Origin of the sequence: Pseudomonas sp. ABFPK, assembly GCF_001586765.1 — a bacterium.
GTDB classification, from domain to species: Bacteria; Pseudomonadota; Gammaproteobacteria; order Pseudomonadales; family Pseudomonadaceae; genus Aquipseudomonas; species Aquipseudomonas asiatica.
This window is the reverse complement of sequence record NZ_LQXW01000006.1, coordinates 1-25,775: the sequence shown is the minus strand read 5'-3', so window position 1 is coordinate 25,775 and position 25,775 is coordinate 1. Positions and strand designations below refer to the sequence as shown.

The 25,775-nt window shown below is 63.0% G+C and carries 26 protein-coding genes and 1 tRNA gene; 11 read left to right on the top strand and 16 right to left on the bottom strand.

The genetic code is table 11. The features are described from left to right. Positions 1-96: 96 nt before the first annotated feature. The gene (gene gabT, locus WM94_RS05740; protein WP_003255866.1) at positions 97-1,374 is read right to left on the bottom strand and encodes a 4-aminobutyrate--2-oxoglutarate transaminase; all 1,278 of its coding nucleotides are present in this window, start codon (positions 1,372-1,374) and stop codon (positions 97-99) included. 183 nt (positions 1,375-1,557) lie between these two features. Then, positions 1,558-3,000: an NADP-dependent succinate-semialdehyde dehydrogenase gene (gene gabD, locus WM94_RS05735; protein ID WP_015268576.1), complete on the bottom strand. Its 1,443-nt coding sequence runs from the start codon at positions 2,998-3,000 to the stop codon at positions 1,558-1,560. 480 nt (positions 3,001-3,480) lie between these two features. On the opposite strand from gabD, the gene WM94_RS05730 reads away from it, so the two are divergent. The 6 genes from WM94_RS05730 to WM94_RS05705 all read left to right on the top strand — a co-directional run bounded on the left by WM94_RS05730 (position 3,481) and on the right by WM94_RS05705 (position 7,754). Next, positions 3,481-3,557, top strand: a tRNA-Arg gene (locus tag WM94_RS05730). A gap of 216 nt (positions 3,558-3,773) precedes the next feature. Beyond that, a complete protein-coding gene (locus tag WM94_RS05725) occupies positions 3,774-4,277 on the top strand; it encodes a hypothetical protein (protein WP_015268561.1) in 504 nt (167 codons plus the stop codon). 20 nt (positions 4,278-4,297) lie between these two features. Next, on the top strand, positions 4,298-4,828 hold the full coding sequence (locus tag WM94_RS05720) for a DUF5384 family protein (protein ID WP_015268560.1): 531 nt from the start codon (positions 4,298-4,300) through the stop codon (positions 4,826-4,828). Positions 4,829-4,885: 57 nt separating this feature from the next. Beyond that, positions 4,886-5,209 carry a hypothetical protein gene (locus tag WM94_RS05715; RefSeq protein WP_015268559.1) on the top strand — a complete coding sequence of 108 codons (324 nt, stop codon included), beginning with the start codon at positions 4,886-4,888 and terminating at the stop codon, positions 5,207-5,209. Positions 5,210-5,383: 174 nt separating this feature from the next. After that, the gene (locus tag WM94_RS05710; protein ID WP_061550665.1) at positions 5,384-7,114 is read left to right on the top strand and encodes a dipeptidase; all 1,731 of its coding nucleotides are present in this window, start codon (positions 5,384-5,386) and stop codon (positions 7,112-7,114) included. Positions 7,115-7,316: 202 nt separating this feature from the next. Then, positions 7,317-7,754 (top strand): CBS domain-containing protein, encoded by a 438-nt coding sequence (locus WM94_RS05705; RefSeq protein ID WP_003260233.1) that lies wholly within the window; start codon positions 7,317-7,319, stop codon positions 7,752-7,754. A 6-nt stretch (positions 7,755-7,760) separates the two neighbouring features. Here the strand turns inward: WM94_RS05705 and WM94_RS05700 are convergent, their stop codons facing one another. The 3 genes from WM94_RS05700 to WM94_RS05690 all read right to left on the bottom strand — a co-directional run bounded on the left by WM94_RS05700 (position 7,761) and on the right by WM94_RS05690 (position 9,230). Then, positions 7,761-8,399, bottom strand: coding sequence for a hypothetical protein (locus tag WM94_RS05700; protein WP_023661301.1), 639 nt, complete (start codon positions 8,397-8,399; stop codon positions 7,761-7,763). A 69-nt stretch (positions 8,400-8,468) separates the two neighbouring features. After that, positions 8,469-8,711, bottom strand: coding sequence for a DUF2789 domain-containing protein (locus WM94_RS05695; RefSeq protein WP_003260231.1), 243 nt, complete (start codon positions 8,709-8,711; stop codon positions 8,469-8,471). A 60-nt stretch (positions 8,712-8,771) separates the two neighbouring features. Further along, a complete protein-coding gene (locus tag WM94_RS05690) occupies positions 8,772-9,230 on the bottom strand; it encodes an aminoacyl-tRNA deacylase (RefSeq protein ID WP_003260230.1) in 459 nt (152 codons plus the stop codon). 98 nt (positions 9,231-9,328) lie between these two features. On the opposite strand from WM94_RS05690, the gene WM94_RS05685 reads away from it, so the two are divergent. Both WM94_RS05685 and WM94_RS05680 read left to right on the top strand, forming a co-directional pair. After that, positions 9,329-10,675, top strand: a complete 1,347-nt coding sequence (locus tag WM94_RS05685; protein ID WP_061550664.1) for a nodulation protein NfeD — start codon at positions 9,329-9,331, stop codon at positions 10,673-10,675. 2 nt (positions 10,676-10,677) lie between these two features. Then, entirely contained in the window at positions 10,678-11,430 is a 753-nt protein-coding gene (locus WM94_RS05680) for a slipin family protein (protein ID WP_015268552.1), read from the top strand. A gap of 48 nt (positions 11,431-11,478) precedes the next feature. Here WM94_RS05680 and WM94_RS05675 read toward each other — a convergent pair whose 3' ends face one another. The 3 genes from WM94_RS05675 to WM94_RS05665 form a co-directional block, all read right to left on the bottom strand. Further along, complete coding sequence (locus WM94_RS05675; protein ID WP_015268551.1) at positions 11,479-12,111, bottom strand: LysE family transporter; 633 nt, start codon at positions 12,109-12,111, stop codon at positions 11,479-11,481. Between the two features lie 186 nt (positions 12,112-12,297). Beyond that, positions 12,298-12,885 (bottom strand): mechanosensitive ion channel family protein, encoded by a 588-nt coding sequence (locus WM94_RS05670; protein ID WP_061303786.1) that lies wholly within the window; start codon positions 12,883-12,885, stop codon positions 12,298-12,300. Continuing rightward, a complete protein-coding gene (locus WM94_RS05665; RefSeq protein ID WP_015268549.1) occupies positions 12,885-14,795 on the bottom strand; it encodes an ATP-binding cassette domain-containing protein in 1,911 nt (636 codons plus the stop codon). The genes WM94_RS05670 and WM94_RS05665 overlap by 1 nt, the downstream gene beginning before the upstream one ends. 50 nt (positions 14,796-14,845) lie before the next feature. Between WM94_RS05665 and WM94_RS05660 the strand changes: the two genes are divergently transcribed. After that, positions 14,846-15,328: a TIGR02444 family protein gene (locus WM94_RS05660; protein ID WP_061550663.1), complete on the top strand. Its 483-nt coding sequence runs from the start codon at positions 14,846-14,848 to the stop codon at positions 15,326-15,328. Here WM94_RS05660 and WM94_RS05655 read toward each other — a convergent pair. Beyond that, entirely contained in the window at positions 15,304-16,410 is a 1,107-nt protein-coding gene (locus WM94_RS05655) for an AlgP family protein (protein WP_061550662.1), read from the bottom strand. The genes WM94_RS05660 and WM94_RS05655 overlap by 25 nt on opposite strands. A gap of 380 nt (positions 16,411-16,790) precedes the next feature. Between WM94_RS05655 and WM94_RS05650 the strand changes: the two genes are divergently transcribed. Continuing rightward, positions 16,791-17,429, top strand: a complete 639-nt coding sequence (locus WM94_RS05650; RefSeq protein ID WP_061550661.1) for an FKBP-type peptidyl-prolyl cis-trans isomerase — start codon at positions 16,791-16,793, stop codon at positions 17,427-17,429. Positions 17,430-17,438: 9 nt separating this feature from the next. Here WM94_RS05650 and WM94_RS05645 read toward each other — a convergent pair whose 3' ends face one another. The 7 genes from WM94_RS05645 to WM94_RS05615 form a co-directional block, all read right to left on the bottom strand. Next, positions 17,439-17,909, bottom strand: a complete 471-nt coding sequence (locus WM94_RS05645) for an Rsd/AlgQ family anti-sigma factor (RefSeq protein ID WP_023662697.1) — start codon at positions 17,907-17,909, stop codon at positions 17,439-17,441. Positions 17,910-18,139: 230 nt separating this feature from the next. Then, complete coding sequence (locus WM94_RS05640) at positions 18,140-18,646, bottom strand: disulfide bond formation protein B (protein ID WP_039614273.1); 507 nt, start codon at positions 18,644-18,646, stop codon at positions 18,140-18,142. A gap of 221 nt (positions 18,647-18,867) precedes the next feature. Then, positions 18,868-20,106, bottom strand: a complete 1,239-nt coding sequence (locus tag WM94_RS05635) for a heme biosynthesis protein HemY (RefSeq protein ID WP_015268543.1) — start codon at positions 20,104-20,106, stop codon at positions 18,868-18,870. Continuing rightward, on the bottom strand, positions 20,103-21,203 hold the full coding sequence (locus tag WM94_RS05630; RefSeq protein WP_061550660.1) for a uroporphyrinogen-III C-methyltransferase: 1,101 nt from the start codon (positions 21,201-21,203) through the stop codon (positions 20,103-20,105). Before WM94_RS05630 ends, WM94_RS05635 begins: the two co-directional genes overlap by 4 nt. 45 nt (positions 21,204-21,248) lie before the next feature. Beyond that, positions 21,249-22,016 carry a uroporphyrinogen-III synthase gene (locus WM94_RS05625; RefSeq protein ID WP_061550659.1) on the bottom strand — a complete coding sequence of 256 codons (768 nt, stop codon included), beginning with the start codon at positions 22,014-22,016 and terminating at the stop codon, positions 21,249-21,251. Next, positions 22,013-22,954 (bottom strand): hydroxymethylbilane synthase, encoded by a 942-nt coding sequence (gene hemC / locus WM94_RS05620; protein ID WP_025337275.1) that lies wholly within the window; start codon positions 22,952-22,954, stop codon positions 22,013-22,015. The genes WM94_RS05625 and hemC overlap by 4 nt, the downstream gene beginning before the upstream one ends. 195 nt (positions 22,955-23,149) lie before the next feature. Next, entirely contained in the window at positions 23,150-23,893 is a 744-nt protein-coding gene (locus WM94_RS05615; RefSeq protein WP_015268539.1) for a LytTR family DNA-binding domain-containing protein, read from the bottom strand. Positions 23,894-24,190: 297 nt separating this feature from the next. Here WM94_RS05615 and argH point away from each other — a divergent pair, with 297 nt between their 5' ends. After that, positions 24,191-25,585 carry an argininosuccinate lyase gene (gene argH, locus WM94_RS05610; RefSeq protein ID WP_025337274.1) on the top strand — a complete coding sequence of 465 codons (1,395 nt, stop codon included), beginning with the start codon at positions 24,191-24,193 and terminating at the stop codon, positions 25,583-25,585. The last annotated feature ends 190 nt before the right edge of the window (positions 25,586-25,775 follow it).

Here is a 25,775-nt window from a genome sequence, read left to right as displayed (position 1 = left end):
CTTCCTGAGCAAATCCTTCGACAACGATAGCGCCCCAAGGCTTTCCTGGGCACAAAAAAAACCCGCCGAAGCGGGTTTTTTCTGAAGCACGTCACATCAGGCGATTTCAGCGAAGCACTCTTCGATGATAGCCAGGCCTTTGTCCAGCAGAGCATCTTCTGCGGTCAGCGGAACCAGGATACGCAGAACGTTGCCGTAGGTACCGCAGGACAGCAGGATCAGGCCCTTCTCGCGAGCCTTGGCGACAACCTGGCCAACGGCAGCTGCGTTCGGGGTGTGAGTGCCTTTCTCGAAGACTTCGACAGCGATCATCGAGCCCAGACCGCGGACGTCGCCGATGATCGGGTACTTCTTCTGGATTTCGCGCAGGCCAGCGGTCAGGCGCTCACCCACAGCTTTGCTGCGGTCCAGCAGTTTCTCTTCTTCGAACACTTCGATCACGGCCAGGGCCGCGGCGCAAGCGATCGGCGAACCGGCGTAGGTGCCGCCCAGGCCGCCAGGAGCGATGGCGTCCATGTACTCGGCCTTGCCGCACACACCGGCCAGCGGGAAGCCGCCAGCGATGGATTTGGCGAAGGTGGTCAGGTCAGGCGCAACGCCCATCTGTTCCATGGCGAAGAAGGTGCCAGTACGGCCAGCGCCGGTCTGTACTTCGTCGGCGATCAGCAGGATGCCGTGCTGGTCGCACAGGGCGCGCAGGCGCTTCATCAGCTCTTTCGGCGCTGGCAGGAAGCCGCCTTCGCCTTGTACCGGCTCGAGGATGATCGCGGCGATGTCGCGCGGCTCGGCGTCGTTCTTGAAGATGCGCTCGACCGAGGCGATGGCGTCGTCAACGCTGATACCGTGCAGTTCGCTAGGGAACAGAGCGCGGAAGATGCCACCTGGCATCAGGCCCATGCCAGCGGAGTACGGCACGACCTTGCCGGTCAGGCCCAGGGTCATCATGGTACGGCCGTGGTAGCCGCCGGTGAAGGCGATTACGCCAGCGCGGCCAGTGGCGGCACGGGCGATCTTGACGGCGTTCTCAACGGCTTCGGAACCGGTGGTGACCAGCAGGGTCTTCTTGTCGAAGTCGCCTGGGACCAGCTTGTTGATCTTTTCGCACAGCTCTACATAGGGTTCGTAGGCCAGCACCTGGAAGCAGGTGTGGCTGACCTTGGTCAGCTGCTCTTGCACGGCCGCAACCACTTTCGGGTGCAGGTGGCCGGTGTTCAGTACTGCGATGCCGCCGGCGAAGTCGATCAGTTCGCGGCCTTCAACGTCGATCACGGTCGAGTTCTTCGCGGTATCGACGAAGATCGGGTGGATCTGGCCAACGCCACGTGGGACGGCGGCTACACGACGTTGCATCAAGGATTCGTTGGTCTTGCTCATAATGCCCTCATTGCGCCGGTTTGGAGTGGCGCTTTTATTCGGGGGTGGCTGGGAGTGCTCGCGAACAGTATTCGTTGATCGACTGCCGTGAACGCCCTGGCCACCAGGTACTGCGATGTAAAAAAGGCCAGCGAGACGTCGCTCTCGCGCCCCGCTGGCAGAGGTAAAGCCTTTACCGTGCTATCAGACGCTGATGCACAGGTATTTGATTTCGAGGTAGTCCTCGATACCGTACTTGGAACCTTCGCGGCCCAGGCCCGAAGCCTTGATGCCACCGAACGGTGCCACTTCGTTGGAGATCAGGCCGGTGTTGATACCTACCATGCCGTATTCCAGGGCTTCGGCAACACGGAACACACGGCTCATGTCGCGGGCGTAGAAGTACGAGGCCAGGCCGAACTCGGTGTCGTTGGACATGGCGATGACTTCGGCCTCGTCCTTGAAGCGGAACAGCGGCGCCAGCGGGCCGAAGGTCTCTTCCTTGGCGACGGCAGCGGTCTTCGGTACGTCCACCAGAATGGTCGGCTCGAAGAAGTTGCCTTCGATGATCTTGCCACCGGACAGTACCTTGGCGCCTTTGCCAACGGCGTCTTCGATGTGTTCCTGGACCTTGGCGACAGCCTTGCCGTCGATCAGCGGGCCAGTGGTGGTGCCTTCTTCCAGGCCGTTACCGATCTTCAGCTTGGCAACAGCGGCGGCCAGCTTCTGGGCGAACGCGTCGTAGACGCCGTCCTGCACGTAGATACGGTTGGCGCAGACGCAGGTCTGGCCGTTGTTGCGGTACTTGGAGATGATCGCGCCCTCGACCGCCTTGTCCAGGTCGGCGTCGTCGAACACGATGAACGGGGCGTTGCCACCCAGCTCCAGGGAAACCTTCTTGATGTCCTTGGCGCATTCTTCCATCAGCTGGCGACCGATTTCGGTCGAGCCGGTGAAGGACAGCTTGCGGACCAGGGAGTTGCCGGTCAGTTCGCCGCCAACTTCGCCAGCGCTGCCGGTAACCACGCTCAGCACGCCAGCCGGGATGCCGGCACGGTGGGCCAGCTCGACCAGGGCCAGGGCGGAGTATGGGGTCTGCGAGGCAGGCTTGAGCACCATGGTGCAGCCAGCGGCCAGGGCCGGGCCGGCTTTACGGGTGATCATGGCGGCCGGGAAGTTCCACGGGGTGATGGCCGCGGTAACACCGATTGGCTGCTTGATGACGATCAGGCGCTTGTCTGGCTGGTGGCCCGGGATGGTGTCACCGTAGACGCGCTTGGCTTCTTCGGCGAACCACTCGATGAACGAGGCAGCGTAGGCGATTTCGCCCTTGGCTTCGGCCAGCGGCTTGCCTTGCTCGGTGGTCATCAGGCGAGCCAGGTCGTCCTGGTTCTCGATCATCAGTTCGAACCAGCGACGCAGCTTGGCCGAACGCTCCTTGGCGGTCAGGGCACGCCAGGCCGGCAGGGCCTTGTCGGCGGCTTCGATGGCGCGGCGGGTTTCCGCGGTGCCCATCTTCGGCACGGTACCGATGACTTCACCAGTGGCCGGGTTGGTGACCTTGATGGTCTGGCCGTTGTCCGCATCCAGCCACTCACCATTGATGTAGGCTTGCTGGCGGAACAACTGAGCGTCTTTGAGCTGCATGTCGGCTTCCCGAATTGTTGATTGTTGAAAAGCGCCCAAGGCAGGGCATCGAGCGTTTGAAATCTCAAACGAATGCTAAGCGGCTGCTGGGGTGTAGGACAATAGGCTGTTCGAAAAAAAGAACGAATGGTTGAACACCCTGGCGGAAATTTCATCATTTGCATAATGGCAACGGGCCTCTTCGCGGGCCTGCCCACGAAGAAGAGGCCAATACAGGTTAGACGACCGAGCTGTTGGAAATGAGATGGGAGGACCGACGGCCTTGCAGGAAGGGATGAATCAGAACGCCTGGGCCAGGTCGATTAGCAGGGCCCGGTAACCCATGCTACCTGGTTGTCGACTGTGCACCCTCAGCGCCACCAGCACCTCCCCTCCAGGCTCCCGCGCCGCACTTCGCCTTCTTCGTGGCAGAAAGTAAAAACAGCTACAGATCAAGGCGATGGACGCCATCGGATCAGATGGGTATCATGCGTGCGCGTTGCACTCGTAGCTCAGCTGGATAGAGTACTGCCCTCCGAAGGCAGGGGTCGTGGGTTCGAATCCCGCCGAGTGCGCCATATCCCTCACAAAGCCCGCCTTGCGCGGGCTTTGTCGTTTCTGCAAAACAGTGTCGGCCTGCTCGCGTTATTTCGTTTGGCGCTTACTGAAGCCGGCTTTAGTCCTGATGGCTTTACCTGGTTGGATCCATCTGCCTAGAATAGTGGCATTATGCCTCATCCTTCAGATGGATCGTCGCAAGGTTAACCATACCCTCCAGGGAATCAGGAATGAAAATGCTGAAACACTGTCTGGCCTTGACCATCGCCGCCACCCTCGTGGGTTGCCAGGCGACCGGTGAGCAATACCAATCCGATGTGTTCGATGCCAGCCAGGTAAACACCCAGCAGGAAGCCAAGACCGTGAAAATCATCACGGTCTCGCCGACCAAGATCAAGGTCAGCAACGAGAAGAACCAGAAAGCCGCAATGATGGTGGGTGGTGTACTGGGTGCGCTGGGTGGCGCGGCGCTGGGTGCAGGCCACAACAAGGACACCGCGATCATCGGCGGCGTGGCAGGCGGTGGCGCCGGCGCACTGGCAGGGTCCCTGGTCAGCGATACCTCGCTGGTGCCTGGCGTACTGATCGGCTACTCGGAAAATGGCAAGATCTACACCTCCGCCCAGGTTGGCCGCCCGTGCGATTTCGAAGTGGGGGGCATCTCCCTGATGGTCATGACCATCTCCAACGAAACCCGCATCCAGCCAAATGCGACCTGCCCAGATCCGAAAAAGAGCTGAGGCCTGAGCACATGAAGCACATGAAGCACATTGTTCTGGGCACCGCCCTCGCACTGTCTGCCGCTACTGCCATGGCGGGCCAGTTCGATCAGCTCTACCAGATCGAACAGCAGACCAAGCAATCCGAAGCCGCTCTGGAAACCGAACGCCTGCGCCAGGCCGCCGCCGCCGAGCAGCGCGCCGAAGCTCGCGAAGCTGCTGCCCGCCAGCAGCGCGCAGCGGCCCAACGTGCCTCCGCGCAGCGTGCCGCCGAGAAACAGCAGGCGCAAGCAGCCGAGCGCAAGCGCGTGCAGACCCGCGAAGAAGCCTACGAGGACGACCTGCGCGCGCTGGAGCTGGAAGAGCGTCGCCTGGCCCTGCAAGCGAAAAAGGCAAAGGTCGCCCGCGCCAACGACTACATCGATGCCGAACTGCGCGACAGCGCTGCACGCACCGACGTGATCCAGTCCAATGCAGACTCCGCACGCAACGTCACCTCGGGCGCCAAGTCGCTGCTCGAGGACGCCGGCAAGGCGGAAGTGAAACGCGCCGGCAGCCTGTTCGGCGAGTAACCATCCAGGTGCGGTCCCGGCCCGCAGGCCGTGACCGCCCGTTGCAGAGACAACATCATGCTACGTCTGATCATGCTGGCCACGGCCGGCCTGCTGCTGAGCGGCTGCCTGCAGGAAGAAGCCAAGTTCCCCACCGTCGACCTGCACGGTCGCCTGGTCGTCGACCAGGAAATGACCGCATCGCGTCAGGCGCAGGGCATCCAGGGCGAGTACTTCAAGCGCGTCCTCAGCGTGAATGGCCAGGACATGGCCTTCAACGACTTCGTCCAGCAATACTGCCCGGACAGCAATACCCGCAACGAAACCTGCATCAAGGCCTTCCGCATCAAGAAGATCGACGATGTCAGCGGTGCCACGAGGTTCCTGCCCAACGGGCTGTAATCACCGTTGGAAGCACTGGAAAGGCCCCGGCAACGCGCCCGGGGCTTTTTCGTTTGTGCGACATGTCGCGTTTCTGGCACTCCCGTGCCACGGGTCATTGGTGTTAGCGTGGGCGTCTTCCCGTTTCCCGACGGGTAACCCACAACAATGATTGGCGAAGGAATGCGCACAACCATGCATCTGAAAAAACTTACCGCCATCACCCTGCTGCTGGCCAGCATCGGCCTGTTCACCCAACCGGCACAGGCCAACCTTACCCAGCAGCAGTCCGCGGCCATCGTCAAAGCCTTCGACGGCAGCGACCCAAGCGACTTCAAGCAGTTCCTCGGCAAGCTCAAAGGCAGCGACCTGGCCAAGGCCGACAACCTCGCGGCAACCCTGGATGCCTACCTGGCCGGCAAGCCATTGGCCGCCGAGCAGCAGAACGAGATCAACCGCCTGCTCGGCCTGTATACCCGCATCAAGTACGGCAAGGCTGCCAGCGAAACCCTGCGTGAACTGGTGGCCATCCCCACCTTCAACGTCGAAGGCACGCCGCAGCACGAGAACCCCGAGTTCCTCAGGATCGCCGACAAGATCAAGGCCCTGGCCGACAGCTTCGGCCTGGCTTTCCGCAATATCGACAACCGGGTGTACGAGATTTCGCTGGGTAGCGGCAAGGAAGTGGTCGGCATCCATGCCCACGCCGACGTGGTGCCGGTCAACCCGGACAACTGGAAGCTGGCCGATGGCACGCGCCTGGACCCGTTCAAGGTCACCCTGGTCGGTGACCGCATGTACGGCCGCGGCACCGAAGACGACAAGAACGGCATTGTCGTGGCGATGTACGCGCTGAAAGTGGCCAAGGACGAAAACCTGCCGCTGGCCCGCCAGTTCAAGCTGCTGATAGACACCACTGAAGAAACCAGCGGTGATGCCATCCCCTACTACTTCGAGCGCAACCCCACGCCCGACTACAACCTGGCCCTCGATGGCGGCTACCCGGTGGTCATCGCCGAGAAAGGCTACGGCACGATCATGGCCAGCTTCAGCAAGCGCCAGGCCAGTGGCAAGGGTGCCGAGATCGTCAACCTGACCGGCGGCCTGGCCACCAACCAGATCCCGACAACCTCGGTCGCGACCCTGGTCACCGACAACCCGGCGAAGCTGGCCAGCCAGCTGGAAAAAGCCGGCGCCGATTACGTGAAGCGCAATGGCGGCGACTTCAGCATCGCCGCCAAGGCCGATGGCAAGCAGGTGTTGCTCACCGTGACCGGCGTTTCCGCCCACTCTTCGGAGCCGGAGTCCGGGGTCAACCCGGTGGCGCGCATGCTTGGTTTCATCAACGGCCTGGGCAAGGATGTGCCGCTCAAGCACAACCACTTCACCGATGCCGCCCGCTACGCCGCCGACAACTGGGGCCTGGACTACCTGGGCAACAAGCTCGGCGTGGCCTTCAAGGATTCGTTCATGGGCCCTCTGACCGCCTCGCTGACCTTTGTCGGGGTGGATGAAAAAGGCCTGAAACTGGCGGTGAACCTGCGCATTCCGAAAGGCAAGCCAATCGCCACGATCAAGGACGAACTGGCTGACAAGCTGGGCAAATGGACCCGGCAGAGCCATACCTCGGTGGCCTTCGAATACAGCCTGGACGAGCCGATGTACCGCAACCCCGAGGGCGAATGGGTCAAGGCCTTGCTTGACGTGGCCACCGAGAACCTAGGCATGAAGCACGAGTTCGGTACCTCGGCGGGCGCCACCTCGGTACACGACCTGCCTAACGGCGTGCAGTTCGGCCTGGCCATGCCGGATGTGAAGTACACCGGGCACAACGACAACGAGTTCAAGACCGTTGAGCAGTTCATGCTGGACTTGCAGGTGGTGAGCGAGATGGTGGCGCGGATCGGGCAGATGCCGAAGCTCTGATTGGCTGTACCGAACTCTTCGCGGCTAAAGCCGCTCCCACAGGTACATGTAGGAGTAGCTTTAGCCGCGAATAGGCCGGTACAGGCGACCGCTCATGACGTTTTTCAATCGACTCGATGCCGTTTCCTGCATTGCCGTGCAGAGCGCCGTGCCGGATGCTTTATTTACTCCGAGACATCGCTTTTTCCCAGCAGAGGCCCGTATGAAGACCGTCGAACAAATCCTCAAGACCAAGTCCCAGCATCAGACCGTGTACACCATCGGCCCGGATGACTCGGTACTCGACGCACTGAAAATGCTGGCGGAAAAAAACGTCGGTGCACTCCCGGTGGTCGAGGCCAACCAGGTGGTGGGTATCGTCAGTGAACGGGACTATGCGCGCAAGCTGGTACTCAAGGGCCGCTCGTCCGCCGCCACCCCTGTGCGCGAGATCATGAGTGCGCCGGTGGTCACCGTGGAACCGAAGCAGAACCTCGAGTACTGCATGAACCTGATGACCAACCGCCACCTGCGCCACCTGCCGGTGGTCAGCAATGGCGAGCTGCTCGGCCTGCTGTCGATCGGTGACCTGGTCAAGGAAACCATCGCCGAACAGGCAAACCTGATCCTGAAACTGGAGCAATACATACGCGGTGAATGAAGCGCCTCAATGGTAGGCGCGCTCCAGTTCGTCCAGCTGATGGTCGAAGCTGCGCAGGCGCGCCGACCAGGTGTACACCAGCACTTCCAGATCCCGATTGAGCACGGCAGTGTTGCCGTTGCCGCTGCGGGTTGGTTCGCCCAGATCCAGCTGGTAGCGTTCACGGGCCATGGCCTGGGCCACGCTGGACAGGTCGCGGGCATTGGCCAGCCAGTGGTGATGGTGGTCATGGACTTCGCGGTCAAGCAACCGGCACTGGCGTTTCAGGGCATCCAGGCTCTGCTCCAGCGGCGTGCCCTTGAGCTCGCCCATGACCTCTTCGAAGGTGCGCCCCGAATGCCAGTAGCTGCCCCAGAAGTAGCGGTCGAACACCGTCTCGACGCGGCGCAGCGCAACTTTGGTGTTCCAGATGGTCAGCAACGTTCGCCCCTGCACCACCTCGCGCTTGTTCAGGTGCAATTGCTGCCAGGCGATCCAGGTCAGCGCCACCAGTGCAACCGCCACGGTGACGGCGGCAGCGGCATACAGGAAGTGCACTGCCTGGTTCATCTGTTGCGTTTGCCGTATGCCGTAGAAATAACTGGCCGTCAATGTGCCCAGGATCGTCACGGAGCACCAGAAGCCCGGTGCGTAGGGATCTTTCATCGCGCTATCCCCTTGTTGTTTTCCTGAGCATAGCAACGGCCAATCACTCGTCAGGCACCACTCGGCGCTTTATTTTTTGCGCAGGTGCAGCGCCTCGTTCAGTTGGTCGATCATCGGAATCCAGTCGTCATCAGCGATGTACTTCTCTTTCAGGAAATCGCGCTGGGAATCGCTCCAGAAAGGCGCATCAACCAGCTTTATATCGTCATCGAGCGGCGAATGGGTGGTGATGAAACGGTCGATATCGACCGGATCGTCAGACAGCCCCAGCTGTTTGAAAATCTCAGACAAAGGATGAATCGTATTATCCATGGTTCCTCCTCGTCGCCAGACCGGTCGTCGACGATGCCGGCCCGGCATGGGTTGAGAGCATCAGCTGAGCTCACGCACTTCGGCGCGCGGCACCAGCTTCAGATATTGCTCCATGCTCATGTGGATCAGGTGATCGTGATCACCCGCCTCCAGATAGACATCGCCTTGGCGGGTAAGACTCGAATCAAGCAGCATCTTTATCTGGTAGGCATCGCCCAGCGCCGGTACGGCACCGCGCTCGCAGTCGCCGAACAGGCTCGGCAGGCCGCTTTCACGGGTCAGTTGCCAGGCCCCGGACATGCGCACCTTGGTCATGTCCAGATGCCGGTTGGCCGGTAGCACGGCCATGATGTAGTTGCCATGACGGTCATCGAGCATCACCGACTTGGCGACCCGCTCGGCGGGCACGCCGGCCGTACGGGCCGACTCCAGGCTGGTGGCCGAATGTGGATGGGGAATGATGTCGTAATCGCAGTTGGCCTTGTCCAGGCGATCCTGCAGGGTCTTTGCCATACGCATGATGCACCTCCGGTTTCGCCCCCCAATTTCCAATTTTAGGCCGGGTACCAGCAGGCAGGGCTAAACTTGTGCAATAGAGGCAAACGAGGTGACGACAGGTGATCGCCCGCTGCTGGCGCTGGCTATTGCTGCTGTTGCTGCTTGGTATCACGCCAGGCGGTCAGGCAGCGCCTGGTGCAGTCTGGGTACTGGGTGTCGATGACGCCATCGGCCCTGCCAGCGTCGACTACCTGGTGCGCAGCCTCGACCAGGCCAAGGCACAGGGTGCACAACTGGTGGTTATCCGCATGGACACCCCGGGCGGGCTGGACAGCGCCATGCGCCAGATGATCAAGGCGATTCTCGCCAGCCCAGTGCCGGTCGCAACCTTCGTCGCCCCCAGCGGAGCCCGCGCCGCCAGCGCCGGCACTTACATCCTCTATGCCAGCCATGTCGCGGCTATGGCGCCCGGTACCAACCTGGGGGCCGCAACCCCCGTGCAGGTCGGTGCTCCGCCAGGCACGCCCAAGGATGACAAGGCCAAAGGCAGCGATGACGATACCCTCGCGCGCAAGCAGGTCAACGATGCGGCAGCCTACATCCGTGGCCTGGCGCAGCTGCGCGGGCGCAATGCCGACTGGGCGGAGAAGGCCGTGCGCGAGGCGGTCAGCCTGTCCGCCAGCGAGGCCTTGAGGCTTGACGTTATCGACCTGATGGCCGATGACCTGAGTGACCTGCTGCACAAGCTCGATGGCAAAACGCTCACTGTCGCTGGCCAGCCCCAGCAACTGCAGACTGCCGGCGCCAGCCTCATCGAGCACCTGCCGGACTGGCGCACACGGGTGCTCGCAGTCATCACCAACCCCAGCGTGGCGCTGATTCTGATCATGATCGGTGTGTACGGCCTGCTGTTCGAATTCATGAACCCCGGCTCGACGGTCGGTGGCGTGGTCGGCGGTATATGCCTGCTGCTGGCGCTATATGCCCTGCAGCTGTTGCCGGTGAGCTTCGCCGGGGTGGCGCTGATATTGCTCGGCATCGCCTTCATGATTGCCGAAGCCTTTCTGCCCAGTTTCGGCGTGGTCGGCTTTGGCGGCATTGTCGCCTTCGTGGTCGGCGCGCTGATCCTGATCGACACTGACGCCCCTGGTTTCGGTATCCCGTTGACCCTGATCGGGATCCTGGCGGTGCTCTCGGCGCTGCTGATCGGCGGCGTGCTGGGCATGGCCCTCAAGGCCCGCCGACGGGCGCTGGTCAGCGGTGACGCCGGCCTGGTCGGCAGCCTGGTCACTGTCACACAGGTGATGGCGGGCAACCCGTTCTGTGGCTTTGTGCTGGCCCAGGGCGAGCAATGGCAGGCGCAGTGTGCAACGCCACTGCAAGCGGGCCAGAACGTGCGGGTGACCGCGCGCCATGGCGTCATGCTGGAAGTGAGCGCCGCCGCGCCCGCGGCGCAAGGAGAATGACCATGTTCATGCAATTGGGCTTCGGCGCGGTGCTGATCGTGCTGGCGATGCTGTTGCTGTCGGCGTTCCGCATCCTGCGTGAATACGAGCGCGGCGTGGTGTTCCAACTGGGGCGCTTCTGGCAGGTGAAGGGGCCGGGGCTGATCCTGCTGATCCCGGTAATCCAGCAAATGGTGCGGGTTGACCTGCGCACCGTGGTGCTGGATGTACCACCTCAGGATGTGATCACCCGCGACAACGTCTCGGTCAAGGTCAACGCCGTGCTCTACTTCCGAGTGCTCGACCCGCAGAAGGCGATCATCCAGGTCGAGGATTTCCTCGTGGCGACCAGCCAGCTGGCCCAGACCACGCTGCGCGCGGTGCTCGGCAAGCACGAACTGGATGAACTGTTGGCCGAACGCGAGCAACTGAACTCGGACATTCGCCAGGTGCTTGATGCACAGACCGATGCCTGGGGTATCAAGGTGGCCAACGTCGAGATCAAGCACGTAGACCTCAACGAATCGATGGTGCGCGCCATTGCCCGCCAGGCCGAGGCCGAGCGTGAACGGCGGGCCAAGGTGATCCATGCCGAGGGTGAGTTGCAGGCGTCGGAGAAGTTGATGCAGGCGGCGCAGATGCTGAGCAAGGAGCCAGGGGCGATGCAGTTGCGCTACATGCAGACGCTGGGGACGATTGCCGGGGACAAGAGCTCGACCATCGTCTTTCCGCTGCCGGTGGATTTGCTCAAGGGGTTGGTGGACAAGCAGAAATAGAGGTGGCCCATTCGCGGGCAAGCCCGCGAATGGCCTACATACGGTCTGTCAGACTGGCGCGCGACGCAGAGTCGCCAGGAAGGTGGCCGCGCCAATGAACAACCCGGCGAAAGTCCGGTTCAAACGCTTCTGCTGTTTGGGCGTACGCAGCAGGCGCAACACCCGCGCAGCCAACCCGGTATACCCCGCCATCACCAGCATATCCACGGCGACCATGGTCACGGTGATCGCCACATACTGGGGCAACAACGGTTCATGCGGATTGATGAACTGCGGCAGCACCGCCAGCATGAACACCAGCGCCTTGGGGTTGCTGACGTTGACCAGGAAACCACGGAACACCAGGCTAAGCGGTTTTCCGATCGGACGCACGGCGGATTCATCGCTCATGTCCAAGGGCAGCGCACGCCACTGTTTGTAGGCCAGGTAGACGAGGTAGGCGACACCGAACCACTTGATGATCTGGAACGCTGTGGCCGAGGCAGCCAGAACAGCGCCGACGCCGGCGGCGATGATGGCGATCTGCAGGATCAGGCCCAGTTGCAGGCCCAGGGCGTTCCAGTAACCACGCCAAAAACCGTATTGCAAGCCACTGGACATCGAGGCAATCGCCCCGGCGCCGGGTGAAAGGCTGATCACCCAACAGGCGGCAAAGAAGCCCAACCACACTTCCATCGACATCACACACCTCGCTCGGACATTTGTTGCAAAACGTTAAGCTAAGGTGTTGGTGAAAAAATAACCAGTAAATTTTGCAGGATTTGTTCTACCTGTACTGTCCTCTTCGCAGCACAAGGCTGCTCCTACAGAGTTACGCGGTCGCTGTAGGAGCAGCCTTGTGCTGCGAAGAGGACGGTACAGGATTAATCAGTCCGCTTCGGCGGGCGCCTCTTTGTGCATCGTCTGCACCTCAGCCCCGCGCCAGCGCCGTACTGACTTCTGGAAGAACTGGCTATTGGGCACCTGCACCAGCGCCCCGCCCGCCTCGGGCATTTCCATCAGCGTGGTGAACAGCAGGTTGATGGCAATCACCCGGCCCTTGACGCCCGGCTTGTCGAGGGTGTCGACCAGTTCGACCACATCACCAATACGAAACGGCCCGACGGTGAAGATCAGCACCGCGCACAGCAGGTTGGACAGCACGCTCCACATGGCGAAGAAAGCCACTGCTGCCACCGCGACGAAGCCGGACAGTGCTGTCCACAGCACAGTCGCCGACACACCCAGGCGCTCCAGCACGAACAGCAACGCGCTGCCCATGATCAGCCAGCGCAGGCCGCCACGCACCGGCACCAACAGCTCCGGCGGCAACGGGTAACGCTGGCTCAGGCGGCTCAGCCCGCGTGCAACGATGCGCTGCAGGACGAAGGCCACTACCAGGATCAACAGTATCTGCAAGCCCAGCCAGAAGGTGTCCATCCATTGCCCTGGCAGCAGCGAACGCAGTTCCTCCATCAGGACAGCGCCTCGAGCTCGGCCTGCATGCTTTCGAGGGTTTCCAGCGCTTCCATCCAGGCCTCTTCCAGTTCGCCTTCGCGCTGCTTCAGCTTGGTCTGGCGCGCCAGCAGGTCACGCAACTCGTCCTTGCGCGAAGCGTCGTAGAGGCCACCATCACCCAGCGCGGTCTCGATCTCGGCTAGTTGCGCGTGCACCTGGTTGAGCTCGGCTTCCAGCTTGTCGGCAGCCTTCTTGTGCGGGGCCAGTTGCTGACGCAAGGCTGCGGCAGCCTGGCGTTGGGCCTTCTTGTCGGTCTTGTCCGGGTTGACCGGGGTGGTACTGGCTGGCGCGCTGCGCTGGCGGTACTCGACCAGCCAGCGGCTGTAGTCGTCCAGGTCACCATCGAAGATGTCGACCTTGCCGTCGGCCACCAGCAGGAAGTCGTCGGTGGTGCTCTTGAGCAGGTGACGGTCGTGCGACACCACCACCACGGCACCGGCAAACTCCTGCAGGGCCATGGTCAGCGCCAGGCGCATTTCCAGGTCGAGGTGGTTGGTCGGTTCGTCGAGCAGCAACAGGTTCGGTCTTTCCCATGCGATCAGGGCCAGTGCCAGGCGAGCCTTTTCACCACCGGAAAAGTTCACCACCGGCTCGTCGACGCGGTCGCCATGGAAGTCGAAGCCGCCCAGGAAGTCGCGCAAGGTCTGCTCACGTTCGGTGGGGGCAATGCGCTGCAGGTGCAGCAGCGGGCTGGCCTTGTCGTCCAGAGAGTCCAACTGGTGCTGGGCGAAGTAGCCCACGGCCAGGTTCTCACCTCGCACCAGGCGGCCCGACAATGGCTCGAGCTCGCCAGCGAGATTCTTGATCAGGGTCGACTTGCCAGCGCCGTTGGGGCCGAGCAGGCCAATGCGCGCACCGGGGGTGAGCTGCAGCTTGACCTTGTCGAGGATCGCTTTGTCACCGTAGCCCAGGCGGCCTTCGGACAGGCTCAGCAGCGGGCTGGAGATTTTCTGCGACTCGCGGAAAACGAAGTCGAACGGCGAATCGACATGCGCCGCCGATAGCTCCTCCATGCGCTCCAGTGCCTTGATCCGGCTCTGTGCCTGGCGGGCCTTGGTGGCCTGGGCCTTGAAGCGGGCAATGTACTTTTCCATGTGCGCACGCTGGGCCTGCTGTTTCTCGTAGGCCTGCTGCTGTTGCGCCAGGCGCTCGGCCCGGGTGCGCTCGAAGGCCGTGTAGCCGCCCTTGTACAGATTCAGCTTGCGCTGCTCGACGTGCAGCACATGGTCGACCACGGCATCGAGGAAGTCGCGGTCGTGGGAGATCAGCAACAACGTGCCGGGGTAGCCCTTGAGCCAGTCCTCCAGCCACAGGATAGCGTCCAGGTCCAGGTGGTTGGTGGGCTCGTCGAGCAGCAGCAGGTCGGAGGGGCACATCAGGGCCTGGGCCAGGTTCAGGCGCATCCGCCAGCCACCGGAGAAGTCGCCGACGCGGCGGTCCATCTGTTCGTTGGTGAAACCAAGGCCGGCCAGCAGCTTGCGTGCGCGGGCGTCGGCGGTATAGCCGTCGGCGCTATCCAGCTCAATGTGCAGGCGCGCCAGGGCGGTACCGTCGTGGGCCTGCTCGGCCGCAGCGAGTTCGGCCTGGACCTTGCGCAGGCGCACGTCACCGTCGAGCACATAGTCCACGGCCAGGCGGTCGAGGGTATCGACCTCCTGGCGCATGTGGGCGATGCGCCAGTCACCGGGCAGCTGGCAATCGCCGGCATCGGGCGACAGCTCACCGCGCAGCAAGGCGAACAGGCTGGATTTTCCGGCGCCGTTGGCGCCGATCAGGCCGGCCTTGTGACCGGTGTGCAGGGTCATCTCGGCGCCTTCTAGCAAGCGCTGCGGACCACGCTGTAAAGTGAGGTTGGATAGTCTGATCATGATGGTCGCGGAGTCTACCAGCTTCCTCGGCCCATAGCGCGAGTGGAACCATGCACACCGACCTGTGGAATCACGCCCTGGCCCTGTACGCCAGGCCCGGCGTGGAAGCCGCCTGCCTTGAACTGCAGGCGCTGGGTGGCGATGTCTGTCTGCTGCTGTGCGCAACCTGGCTGCAGGCGCGTGGCGTGGCCGTGCGGGACGAACGCGTACAGGCATTGCGCGAGGTTACCGAGCCCTGGCAGCGCGAAGTGGTCAACCCATTACGTAGTTTGCGCCAACAGTGGCGAGCAGCAGCGCAAAGTAATGCGCAGCTGGCGGCGTTGCGTGAGCAGGTGAAGGGGTTGGAGTTACAGGCCGAGAAAACCTTGCTGGAACGCTTGCAGGAGCGTTCGCAACAGTGGCCGGTGGGCGCCCATGAGCCCATGGAAGACTGGCTGGACCGGCTGGCGCCGGACCAGGCCCGCCACCACGACGCGCTGGTTCGGTTGCGCGTCGCGGCGGCAGCGCTTCAGGACGCCGAAGACGGTGCCTGAGCCGGGGTGCTGGCAGGTGCCGATGGCGCTACCGAAGCTGCCGGGGTGGCCGAGTTGGTCGCGGCGGCCGGAGTGCTGGCGGCTGGCGTAGCCGGTTTGGCTTCGGCTGGCTTGCTGGCAACAGGCTTGGCAGCTGCTGGCTTGGCGGCGGGTTTGGCGGCCGTACGTGCTGGAGCCTTGGCGGCAGCTGGTTTCGCGGCCGGCTTGGCAGCAGCGGCTTTGGCTGGCGTTTTGGCCGCCGCTGGCTTGGCTGCAGGTTTAGCGGCTGCGGTGGCTTTGGCTGCTGGCTTGGCAGCAGGTTTGGCTGCAGCAGTGGCCTTGGCGGCTGGCTTGGCCGCAGGTTTGGCAGCAGCAGTTGCCTTGGCAGTTGGCTTGGCTGCAGGTTTGGCAGCAGCAGTGGCCTTGGCGGCTGGCTTCGCTGCAGGCTTGGCAGCAGCAGTGGCCTTGGCGGCTGGCTTCGCTGCAGGCTTGGCAGCAGCAGTGGCTTTGGCAGCTGGTTTGGCTGCAGCAGCGGCCTTGGCGGCTGGCTTGGCCGCAGGTTTGGCAGCAGCAGTGGCCTTGGCGGCTGGCTTGGCTGCAGGTTTGGCAGCAGCAGTGGCCTTGGCGGCCGGCTTGGCTGCAGGTTTGGCCGCAGCAGCCTTGGTGACGGGTTTGGCGGCTGCCGGTTTGGAGGTCTTGGCAGCACGCTGGTCAAGCGCCTTGGCTGCAGCTTCGCGAACCTTGCCTACACCTTGGGCCAGCTTGAGGCTGTCCTGGGCATCGCGCTTGAGTTGCTGAATATAAGAACGAGTCTGGGTTTGACGTTCTTTGAGGGAGTCGAGCAGTTCTTCAAGTTCTCCAATGACTTTTTGCGCCTTGGTCTGCGCCTTGGCTTTACCTGCCTTGGCCGCGTCTTGCAGTTTCAGGCGACCGTTGTGCAGTTTTTCCTGGGCCTTGCCACGCTGCTTTTCCAACTTGGCCAGCAGTTTTTCCGCATCAGCCAGCGCTTGCGAGCAGGCATCTTCCAAGTGTTCGAGCAAGCTGCCCGAAAGTTGCTGGAGCAGGTGTAACGGCGTGCTTACTGGCTTCTTTTTAGCCGACATGGTTTACCTCCTGGCTGACGAGATTGCGGCTCATACTATGCTTCTGCTGCTACCGCCGCTAGGGCATGTTGACAGTATTGTTTACGCCGCGTTGCATGCCTGGGCAAAGTTGTTATCTTGCAGCTCCGAGCAAGTGTAGTTGCTGAATAAATCATTGCTGATATTTGGCAGTTATCTGTATTGCACAGCACTCCTGCAGGAGCGGCCTTGTGTCGCGATGGGCTGCGGAGCAGCCCCTGGATTTCAGCACCACCGCAGATATTGCCGGGGCTGCTTTGCAGCCCTGTCGCGACACAAGGCCGCTCCTGCAAGGACCGCGAGCACACAATACAAAACGGAACACTGGCATACTTCCCCGCTCATTGGCGCAGGAACTGACCATGCCTCGATATCTTCTTTTAGGTTTATGCCTGCTGGCACCCATCGCCCTGGCCGACAGCGAAGAACATGACCTCGCCTACAGCATCGGCGCCAGCCTGGGTGAGCGGCTGCGCCAGGATATGCCGGGCCTGCAGTTGGATGCGCTGGTAGAAGGCCTGCGCCAGTCCTATCAAGGGCAACCGCTGAAACTCGACAAGGCACGCATGCAGGCTTTGCTCCAGCAGCAGGAAGCACGGGAAGGCGATGCCGCCATGCAGAAGCTGCAAGCTGCCGAAACACGCTTCATGGCCAACGAGCGTGGTCGTTATGGCGTGCATGAACTACCGGAGGGTGTGCTCTACAGCGAACTGCAAGCAGGCACGGGCGCGCAATCCAAAGCCGGTGGCAAGGTGCAGGTGCGCTATGTGGGCAGGCTGCCAGACGGCTCGGTGTTCGACCAGAACCAGACGCCCCAGTGGTTCAGCCTGGACTCAGTCATCGAAGGGTGGCAGGTGGCCTTGCCAAAGATGCACGCTGGCGCCAAATGGCGCCTGGTGATCCCGTCGGCGCTAGCGTATGGCGCCGAGGGTGCGGGCGACCTGATTGCACCCTACACCCCCCTGGTGTTCGAGATAGAACTGCTGGCGGTTGGCGACTGACGCCAACACTCACGCCGGTAATGCGCCTTCTTCCTTGTGCGCGTTGTGCAACACTTCGATCAGGCAGTCTTCAAGTTCGAAGCGCTCGTGCAGCAGGCCACCCAGCTTGCCCAGCTTTTCGGCAAAGCGTTCGGTGTCCTTGCACTCACCCTTGGCGCAATGGTCATTGAAGGCTAATGCGACCTGAGTACTGTCGTTGATCCGTGGGTTGATCTCTTCGGCCAGCTTCAGCGCCTTCTCGTCGCCGAAGGCTTTGGCCTCACTGACCAACTGCTCGCAGACTTCGAAATGCCACGCCGAAACGTAGTCAACGAGGAGCGCGCAAAAGTCCCCGTTCGTGTCCTTGTCGGCGAAGGCCGGCTTGGCATCGCGCAGCGCGCGGAAAGCCTGCACCAGTTCCTGGCGCTCCTCCAGCCAGCGGTCGATCAGTTTGTGAACCCCACCCCAGCGTTCCTGAGCGTTCTGACAACTATCGAGCATGGCAATCTCTTCCCTTCTGGGTAGATGCCGCTGCACCTCGCACCACGACCGTGCAGCACAAAGGTGACATCAGCAGGCGGCATCGAGCAGTTGTGTTTTCGGTATGCGTGCTGGGAGATTATTCCCGCGCGTGCTGCCCTTCAAGGTACGCAGCGGACAAAGTTCATACAAGTGTTTAATACCCTGTTACACGGCCATTGGTCGTGCCAATGGCGCAACCTTGCGCCAGGTCATGTTCTCGCCAGGGTGCGGAAACGATACGCCAGCAGGCAACTCAAGGGCAGCATTGCCAGCAGCAGGAACGCCAACAGGCTCCACTCGGGCAGAGTCAGGTCGAGAAAGCTCCAGGTCAGCGAGTTGCAATCCGGGCCGCCGAACAACAATTGCCGGGCTGCCTCGCCCCAGGATTGCTCGAACAGCCGCCCGAGCGGCACCGGGCAGACTGGAATGGCCCCGTCATCCCCTTGCAACCAGACATGTCGCGCTGCCAGCAGCGCCCCGGCCAGCGAACAGCCCAGCGTCGCCCGCGCGTAACAGCGAATGCCCGCCGTACCCGGTGCCTGCAGCACCGCCGCCAGGCACAGCAGCGCGTACAGGCCAAGCAGCAGGCGCTGGCTGAAACACAACGGGCAGGGCACCAGCCCGAGGACGCTTTCCAGGTGGAAGGACGCGGCCAGTACCGCCAGTGCAGCAAGGCAGGCAGGTAGGAAAAAGGTGCGCAAACGGGCCGGCAGCATGGGTGGTGAAGGTCCCGGGATAATGAAGTGGCTTGAAACGGTAGAGGAAAGACGCGCTTTGTTTCAAGGCGCGACAGCAATGACAAGTCGCTGAATCGCGAAGGAAATTTCCAACCGTGCGGTAGGAAACGTCTGAAGAAATGGACTGCAGATTTAACTTACGCAGAGAGAAAAGTTACCCGCCCCCGAAGCCCGCACCTTTGCGCGGGCCCTGGGGTAGGTCAGGCGCGTACGCCTTCGGGCAAAGGCAGGGCCAGCAGGCGCTCATCCAGCAGGCCGAGGCCCTCCTGGAACAGCTGGTTGCTGCGCTCGGTCTCGCCAAGGCCGGCGAGCAGGCGCGCCAGCTCGGCACAGGCCTCGGGGTTGCGTTCCATGCGCAGGCTGCTTTCCAGGTAGTCCCGCGCCTTGCCCCACAAGCGGTTCTGCAGGCTCAGACGGCCCAGGGTTAGCAGCAGGCTGGCATCTTGCGGGTGGGCCTTGAGCCAACCTTCGGCTGTTTGCAGCTGGCGCGCCGGGTCATCGCCGCGCACCAGGCCGTACAGGCGGGCCAGGTGGCTTTCGTATTCACGCTTGAGGGCGGTGCGAAGCACTTGTTCCGCTTCGCTCTGGGCACCCACCTGGCGCAATTGCTCGGCATAGGCCAGCACCAGCTGTGGCTCCTGGCGCTGGGCCGCGGTCAGTTGCTGCCAGGCGCGCTCCAGAGCCTGACGGGCGCTTTGCGCATCCTCGCCACGGGTGGTGGCCAGGCTCAGGTTCTGGCCCCAGGCACGTTGCTCCAGGGCAGCCAGCTCGGCGGCCGGCAGCACCTTGCCCTTGCGCAGGTCAGGCAGCAGGCGGATCAGGGCAGACCAGTCGCCGCGTTCCAGGTGCAGGCGCTGCAGTAGGCGCAGCACCTGGCCGTTGTGCGGGTGGCGCTCCTGCATGGCCAGCAGGGTTTCCAGCGCGCCGTCGCTTTCGCCACGGTCCATCTGCAATTGCGCATGGGTCAGGGCGATAGCCAGTTCCGCTTGCGGCTGGCGCTCCAGGGCACGTTCCAGCAGGTTGTCGCTGTCTTCGGTTCGGCCTTGCTCGTTGGCTGCACGCGCGGCACCGAGGTAATACAGCAACGGCTGGCGCTCGGCCTCGGCGGCACGGTGCAGATGGCGCTGGGCACTGGCCCAACGGCCCTCGGCGAGGTCCAGCTGGCCCTGCTCGATGGCCAGACGAACACGCCGGCTGCGATTACGCCGCGACCACGGGTTGACCACGCCACTGGAAGTCAGCACCAGGCCGACCAGGTAGCGCACCAGCCACAGCAACAGCACCACAACCAGCAAGCCGGCCAAGGCCGCCCACAGCCCCGACTGGTAGCGGAAGCTGCCATAGGAAATCAGCACGTAGCCGCTGTGCTTGGCGACCGCGATACCTAGCGCCGCGGCGACCACGATCGCCAGCACGGCCAGCAGGTAGACACGCTTCATGGCTTGCCCCCTTCAGCATCGGCCGGCAGGTGGCGGCGCTGGATATAGGCCTGCACTGCGGCCAGACTTTCGCTGAGGTCAGGGGTAACCACCGACACCGGCTGTTCGGCCAAGGCATTGAGGCTGTCAAGCATGGCCTTGCTTTGCGGGTTGTCGGCGTTGAAGTTGGCCAGCAGCACGCTGCGGGCGTCGTCCAGCGCCTGGGTGTAGACCTTGCTATCGCCATTGAGCGCTGCCCACTGGGCCTGTTCGATGGTCAGGCTCAGGGCAAGGCGCAGCTGGTTCAGTTGCTGCCCGGCCAGCAGCGGACGCACGTTGTCATCGGCGTTGAAGTCGATCTGGAAGTACTTGGAGATTTCGGCCCACCATTGGGACAGGCGACTGGCGCCGTCACCATCGGCGGTGAGCGCGCCCAAGGCATCGGCATTGGTGTCGAACTCCGGCGACTGGGCGCTGAGTTGCTGCACCAGCTCGCGCTGAGCGGCCAGTTTCAGGAACAGGCCGGTACGGTCCGGTTGCTGGGTGCTGTTGAGCGTGGCCAGGCTGTGCGCCAGTTGCTCACGGGCGGCGAAGGCACCCGGATCGCTCTGCTCGCGCAGGATCTCGTCCGCCCCCTCGACCAAGGCCTTGGCACTGGTGATGTCCTGCAGCGCAGACAGACGCAGGGTGGCCAGGCGCAGCAGGTGCTCGGCCTCGGCCAGGCGCCATTCCTTGCGGCTTTCGCCCAGTATGGTTTCCAGCCGCTGGCTGAGACGTTGCTGGTCGCCCTGCAACTGTGCCACCAGGCGGCGGCGGTCTTCCAGCTCGCTGGCCGCTGGCAGGCTGGCCAGTTGCGCGCTGATCTGTTGCTCACGCTGCTGCAGGGCCTCGGCGCGCTGGTTCAGCGCCTCGATGTGCTGGCCCTGGTTGAATTCGCTGCCTTGCAGTTGACGCACCTGCCAGACACCCCAGCCACCTACCGCCACCCCGGCCGCGCCCAACAGCAGGGCCAGCGTTGCCAGGCCACTGCCGGAGCGCTTGGCAGGTGGGGTGGTGACGGGTTCCGCCGGCGCCTGTGCCGACGGCTGATCGTTATTGGACAAGACAGTCTCGCTCACGTATCCATCCTTTGCATGGGGGCGCATCGCGTTCAGCTTAGCGCCTTAAGAGGCAGGTGCAGCGCTGCGCTGCACGGCTGCCAGCAAGGCCGTGGCACTGGCGCCACGGCAATCCACAACCTGTTGGGCCCCGGCGGCCCTGGCCTGATCGGCAACCCGAGGGCTGGGCACGAACAGCGGCAGACGCGCCAGCTGCGGCCAATCGGCGCCGGCCATCTGCTGCAAGTGTTCAAAACCCTGCCCACTGCTGACCACCAGGCCATTGAGGCGTTCCGCTTCGATGCGGCGCATCAGGGTGCCCGCCGGGTAAGCCGGCAGGCAGCGACGATACAGTTCCAGATAATCGACACTAGCACCTTGCTCTGCAAGACGCTCTGCCAGCAGTTCGCGACCTCCGACACCACGAACGATCAAGATCCGCGGTGCCGGCACGGCAACTGCCTGGCGCAGGGCCGGCAGCACCAGCAACGCTTCGCTGTCATCGCCACGTGGGGGGAAGCTCACCGCCAGGCCCGCGCCCTGCAGCACGGCGGCGGTTGCCTCGCCCACAGTGAACCAGCCTTGCACGGGTGGCTGCAGGCCGGCATCGGCCAGTTGCTCAAGCAACAACCGGGCTGCCGGCTTGCTGACCACGATGATCGCCTGGAAGCCCTGCAGGCCTTCCAGCAACAGGCGTTGCTGGTTGTCCACAGCGACGGGCTCGATTGCCAGCAGCGGCAGGCAGCTGCTGGCTACCCCCGCCGCTGCCAGGCTTTGCGCCAGTGCCGCACAGTCCTCGGCAGGCCGGGTCAGCAACAGGCGCCACGAACTCACGGGTGGCCGGCCTCGCCGTAGACTTCCTTGAGGATGGCCTCGGCGCCCTGCCCCAGCAGGTCCTCGGCCACCTGCACGCCCAGGGTTTCGGCGGCAGTACGTGGAGCGCGGGCATCGGCCACCAGCAGGGTACCGCCGCTGGGCTGGCCGACCAGGCCACGCAGCCACAACTGGTCACCTTCCAGTACCGCATAGCAGGCAATCGGTACCTGGCAGCCGCCATTCAGGCGTTTGTTCAGGGCGCGCTCGGCCACCACCCGGTCGGCGGTATCGGCATGATGCAGCGGCGCCAGCAGCGCGTGGATTTGCTGGTCGGCGCTGCGGCATTCGATGCCCACCGCGCCCTGGCCGCCAGCCGGCAGGCTGTCATCGACGCTGATGGTGGAGGTGATGCGGTCTTCGAAGCCCAGGCGGATCAAACCGGCGGCGGCGAGGATGATAGCGTCGTACTCACCGGCATCCAGCTTGGCCAGGCGGGTGTTGACGTTGCCGCGCAGGAAGCGGATCTGCAGGTCCGGGCGACGCGCCAGCAACTGGGCCTGGCGACGCAGGCTGGAGGTACCGACGATGCTGCCGGCAGGCAGCGCATCGAGGCTGTCAAAGGTATTGGAAACGAAGGCATCGCGCGGGTCTTCGCGCTCGCAGATGCAGTACAGGCCCAGGCCTTCGGGGAAGTCCATGGGCACGTCCTTCATCGAATGCACGGCGATGTCGGCTTCGTTGTCCAGCAGGGCGGTTTCCAGTTCCTTGACGAACAGGCCCTTGCCACCGATCTTTGCCAGCGGCGCGTCGAGCAGCTTGTCGCCACGGCTGACCATGGGCACCAGGGTTACCAGCAGACCGGGGTGGGCCTGCTCGAGGCGGGCTTTGACGTATTCGGCCTGCCATAGGGCCAAGGCACTTTTACGGGTGGCAATGCGGATTTCGCGAGTGGACATGGAACGCCCCGATCCAGAGAAATGCTGTCGATGATAACAGCATCGCCGGTATCGCTAGCAGATGTGGATCAGGATCCTGTGCTTACCTGTACCGCCCAATCGCCGGCAAGCCAGCTCCCACAGAAGCCGTGCAAGGCTCAAGGCTGACACTATACCTGTGGGAGCTGGCCTGCCGGCGATTGGGCCGGTACAGGCTCAGAGGGTTTGCATCATCTTGCGCACACCGGCCACATGGCGCCGGCTGACGGTCAGGGCGTCACCGTCCAGGCCTTTCAGGTATAGCTGAAAATGCCCCAGCGGCGTGCGCTGCAAGCGTTCGATACGCTCACGGGCGACCAGGGCATTGCGGTGGATACGCACGAAGCGTTCGCCAAACTCGTCTTCCAGGGCCTTGAGCGGCTCGTCGAGCAACACTTCCCCGGCCTCGTGGCGCAAGGTCACGTACTTGTGGTCGGCAATGAAATAGATCACCTGGGGCAAAGGGATCAGCTCGATGCCTTTGCGCGTGCGGGCACTGATGTGGCTACGCGGACCGCCGCCTTCATTGGCCGGCCTGGTGAGCGCCGCCAACTGGGCGCGGTTGGGCTTTTCGGCCTTGCGCAGGGCATCGCGCAAGGCCTGGGCCTGGAAAGGTTTGGTCACATGGCTGAGGGTACTGTCCTTGAAAGCCTCGGCACCGTATTCATCGTCCCCGGTGCAAAACACCACCGCCGGAGGCGCCTCGCGCTCGCACAGGCGAGCAGCAACCTGCAGGCCATCCAGGCCTGGCATGCCGATGTCCAGCAGGACCACATCGGGCTTGAGGCTTTCGATCAGCGCCAGGGCCTCCTCGCCGTTGGTGGCGCTAGGCTCCAGCACGGTGTAACCCTCCAGTTCGCCGAGCAGCCGGCTAAGGCGCTCACGGCCTTGGGGTTCGTCATCAACGATCAGGACATTCATAATTGCGCTGGATTCCTGAATGAGTCTCGCACAGGTATAGCGTAGACAGGTATGGTTCGAGCGACACTAAGGTCACGCTCTAGACCGGTGCGAAGGCCAAAGATTCACTCGGCCGGCAGATTCACTGCCAGTCCTCTGTCCAACTGTAGACGGTCCGTGGAACACTGCCGTTCATTCCTGCAAATCCTTCTCTATCGTTTTCCGCGCATTTCTGTCGACCAGCGCCCTGCGGCGGCCGGCCCAAACCCTGCTATCATCGGCGCCACTTTTTCGTTCACGCCTGCAATGAGTGAATCCATGAGCACCGACAAGACCAATCAGTCCTGGGGCGGCCGCTTCAGTGAACCCGTCGACGCCTTCGTCGCCCGTTTCACCGCCTCGGTCGATTTCGACAAGCGCCTGTACCGCCACGACATCATGGGTTCGATCGCCCATGCCACCATGCTGGCGCAGGTCGGCGTGCTCAGCGATGCCGAGCGCGACACCATCATCGATGGCCTGAAGACCATCCAGGGCGAGATCGAGGCTGGCACCTTCGACTGGCGTGTCGACCTCGAAGACGTGCACATGAACATCGAGGCACGCCTGACCGACCGTATCGGCATCACTGGCAAGAAGCTGCACACCGGCCGTAGCCGCAACGACCAGGTGGCCACCGACATTCGCCTTTGGCTGCGCGACGAAATCGACCTGATCCTGGCCGAAATCACCCGCCTGCAGCAGGGCCTGCTGGAGCAGGCCGAGCGTGAAGCCGAAACCATCATGCCCGGCTTCACCCACCTGCAAACTGCCCAGCCGGTCACCTTCGGCCACCACCTGCTGGCCTGGTTCGAAATGCTCAGCCGCGACTACGAGCGCCTGGTCGACTGCCGCAAGCGTGCCAACCGCATGCCCCTGGGCAGCGCCGCGCTGGCAGGCACCACCTACCCGATCGACCGCGAGCTCACCTGCAAGCTGCTGGGCTTCGAAGCCGTGGCCGGCAACTCGCTGGACGGCGTGTCGGACCGCGACTTCGCCATCGAATTCTGCGCCGCCGCCAGCGTGGCGATGATGCACCTGTCGCGCTTCTCCGAAGAGCTGGTGCTGTGGACCAGCGCGCAGTTCCAGTTCATCGACCTGCCAGACCGCTTCTGCACCGGCAGCTCGATCATGCCGCAGAAAAAGAACCCGGACGTGCCGGAACTGGTACGTGGCAAGAGCGGCCGTGTGTTCGGCGCCCTGACCGGCCTGCTGACCCTGATGAAAGGCCAGCCACTGGCCTACAACAAGGACAACCAGGAAGACAAGGAACCGCTGTTCGACGCCGCCGACACCCTGCGCGACTCGCTGCGTGCCTTTGCCGACATGATCCCGGCCATCAAGCCCAAGCACGCCATCATGCGTGAAGCGGCCCTGCGCGGCTTCTCCACCGCTACCGACCTGGCCGACTACCTGGTACGCCGTGGCCTGCCGTTCCGTGACTGCCACGAGATCGTGGGTCACGCGGTGAAGTATGGCGTGGACACCGGCAAGGACCTGGCCGAAATGAGCCTGGACGAACTGCGCCAGTTCAGCGACCAGATCGAGCAGGACGTGTTTGCCGTGCTGACCCTGGAAGGCTCGGTGAATGCCCGTAACCACATTGGTGGTACCGCACCGGCGCAGGTGCGTGCGGCCGTCGCCCGCGGCAAGGCGCTGCTGGCTTCGCGTTAAGGCCCATTGCGAGGGCTTCGCCCTCGTTCGCGGGCACGCCCGCTCCCACAGGTACAGCGTTTCCCTGTGGGAGATCACCCAGCCCTTCCGGGCTGCGCTGTCGCGCAGCAAACATGAGGCGCATGACTTCAGATCTGTGGCAGCGCTGACATTTTGAAAAAGAAAAGGCGGCTGGCCTATTAGGGCCAGC